At 75.6% G+C, this 2,928-nt stretch carries 2 protein-coding genes and 1 pseudogene; all 3 read left to right on the forward strand.

What is annotated here, in order from left to right; all coding sequences use genetic code 11:
• Window positions 1-277, forward strand: a pseudogene (locus AC1D01_RS27975) (fimbrial biogenesis chaperone); the annotation flags it as partial.
• A 13-nt stretch (window positions 278-290) separates the two neighbouring features.
• Window positions 291-2,690, forward strand: a complete 2,400-nt coding sequence (locus tag AC1D01_RS27980) for a fimbria/pilus outer membrane usher protein (RefSeq protein WP_477872222.1) — start codon at window positions 291-293, stop codon at window positions 2,688-2,690.
• A 23-nt stretch (window positions 2,691-2,713) separates the two neighbouring features.
• The coding region (locus AC1D01_RS27985; protein WP_477872224.1) for a hypothetical protein at window positions 2,714-2,928 on the forward strand (215 nt) is incomplete at its 3' end.

Below are 2,928 nucleotides of genomic sequence, written 5' to 3' on the forward strand. Positions count from 1 at the left end.
GGCGCGGCGCGACCTCGCCTGCACGCTGCAGCGCGACGGCGCGCAACTGCTCGCGCAGTGCGAGAACCGCGGCAGCGCCTACGCACAGGTGCGCGAACTGCGCCTGTCGCGCGCCGGCCAGCCGCTCGCGCACTTCAACGGAGGCGCCTATGTGCTGCCGGGAGCCAGCCGCCCGATCGCGTTGCAGTCCGAACCCGACGTGGCGCCCGGACCGGCGCAGCTCGCGCTGCTGTTCGACGACGGCACGCGCCGCACCGACGAACTGGCGCTGCCGTGAGGCCGCGGCCCCGATGGACCGGCACGCGGTGCTGCGCCGGTCGGCCCGGCTCGCCTGGGTGGCCGGCGCCGTGACGGCGTGCGTGCTGCCGTCGCTCGCGCCACACCACGCGTTGGCAGAAGCGATCGATGCGGGCGTGGAGCGCGTGCCCGGCGAGCGGCTGATGCCGCTGGAGGTGCGCGTCAACCAGCAGCCGGGCGGCGGGTGGCTGCTGATGGAGCGCGCCGGCGTGCTGTTCGCCCCCGCGATCGCGTTCGACGAATGGCGGCTGAACCGGCCCGAGTTGCCGCCGCTGCGCGTGCGCGGGCAATCGTGGTACCCGCTGTCGGCACTCCCGGGGTTCGCAGCGCGCTTTCACCCCGCCGCGCAATCGGTGGACCTCGAGTTCGCGCCGCAGGCCTTCGCGGCGACGCGCCTCACGCAACCGGTGCCGAAGCGGCCCACGGTGTCGAAGGCCGAGCCGGCCCTCGCGCTGAACTACGACCTGAGCCTGACCCGCTCGGCGGCGCGCGGCGCGATGGCGCAGCAGGACCTGGGTGCGCTGGTGGAGGCCGCCGTGTCGGGCGACGCCGGCGTGCTGTCGTCCAGCTACGCCGGGCGCAACCTCGCGGTGCGCGGCTTCGATGCCGCGCCGCGCTGGCAGCGCCTGGAAACGAGCTTCACGCGCGACTTCCCCGAGCCGCGCATCAGCCTGCGGCTGGGCGACCTCGCCACGCATGCCGGCGCGATCGGCCGGCCGGTGTTCTTCGGCGGCGTGCAGCTGTCGCGCAACTTCGCGCTGGAACCCGGCTTCGTCAGCCGGCCGATCCCGTCGCTGGCCGGCACCTCCAGCGCGCCCAGCACGCTGGAGCTGTACATCAACGACGTGCTGCGCCAGACCGGCAACCTGCCGGCCGGCCCGTTCACGATCAACGAACTGCCGCTGCCCGACAGCACCGGACAGGTCCGCATGGTGGTGCGCRACATCCTGGGCCGCGAGACGGTCGTCGAGCAGAGCTTCCTGTCGAGCAACGCGCTGCTGGCGGCCGGGCTGAGCGACTGGAGCGTGGAGGCCGGCGAGCTCCGGCGCAACCTCGGCCTGCCCGATGCGCGCTACGCCACCCGCTTCGGCGCCGGGCTGTATCGCCTGGGCCTGAGCCCCGACTGGACCGGCGAGCTGCGGACCGGCCTCTCCCGGCCGCAGCAGGAGGCGAGCATCGCGCTCAACCATGCCCACACGCCGTGGCCGGTGCTGGTGCAGGCCGGTCTCTCGGGCAGCCGCAGCGCACTCGGGTACGGGGCCGGCTGGCTGCTGAGCCTCGAGCGCGCCGGCGTCGCGAGCGGCTGGCTGCTGCGCACCGAAGGCAACAGCGCCGCCTGGCGCGGGCTGGGCCAGGACCTGCAGACGCCGCCGACGCGCCGCCAGACGACGCTCAGCCACCGCTTGAACGCCGGGGGCTGGGGCAGCCTCGGGCTGAGCGTCGCGCAGACGGTGGCCGGCGACGGCAGCCGCTACCTCGCGGCCACCGCCGGGCAAAGCGTGCGCGTGGGCTACCGCAGCACGCTCAGCCTGGGCGTCACGCGGCTCACCGGCAGCACCGCCGGCACGCGGCTGACGGCCACGCTGTTCGTGCCGCTCGGGCCGCGCAGCGTGCTCAGCGCGACGGCGGCGCACACGCGGCACGGCGACTCCGACACCACGGTCGGCCTCAGCGCCTCGCCGGACGAACCCGATGGCTGGGCCTGGCGCCTGCTGGCCGGCGAACGCAGCAGCGCCGGCCAGGCCGAGGCCGGGCTGTACCGCGACGGCCCGCGCGGCAGCCTCGCGCTGGACCTCGGCCAGACGCGCGAGCTGCAGACGCTGCGCCTGGGCGCGCAAGGGGCCTGGGTGGCGGTCGACGGCGCACTGTTCGCCACGCGGCGCAGCGGCCCCGCGATGGCGCTGGTGGAGGTGCCCGGCCAGGCCGGCGTCGGCGTCAGCCTGCTCGGGCAGGTCGCGGCCCGCACCGGCAGCGACGGTCGGGCGCTGCTGCCGCAGTTGCTGCCCTACCAGGCGAACGCGGTGCGGCTCGACCCGTCGGACCTGCCGATCGGCGCCGAGCTCGATGCGGTGGAGATGTCGGCCGTGCCGGCGGCACGCAGCGTGGTGAAGCTGCGCTTCCCGGTGCGCAGCGGGCGCGCGGCCCTGATCCGCGTGCGGCTGGCGGATGGTGCGCCGGCACCGCCGGGCGCCGAGGTCGGCATCGTCGGCGATCCGCAGGTGTTCTACATGGCGCGCCGCGGCGAGGTCTTCGTGACCGGCCTCGCGCCGGTGGCCACGCTGGTGCTGCGCTGGCGCGGGCAGTCGTGCGCGCTGGCGGTGCGGCTGCCGCCGGACGACGGCAACGACATCACGCGCCTCGGCCCGTTGACCTGCGCCGGGGTGTCGCCGTGATTCCGGGCCGGCTCGCCTGCGCCGTGGCACTTCTTGCGGTGCCGGCGTCAGTGGTGGGTGCCGTCAGTTGCGGGCTGACGGTGACCTCGCCGTCGGGTAGCGTGGCGGCGCCCGGCGCGCTGACGCTGGGCGGCACGCTGACCGTGCAGTGCACGAAGGCGGCCGACAGCCCGCTGACGAGCGCCTCGTTCAGCGCCACCGTGGGCTCGACCCGCGCGCTGGCCGCCGAGGACAGTGC

The organism is Rhizobacter sp. P3_B12 (genome assembly GCF_056402895.1).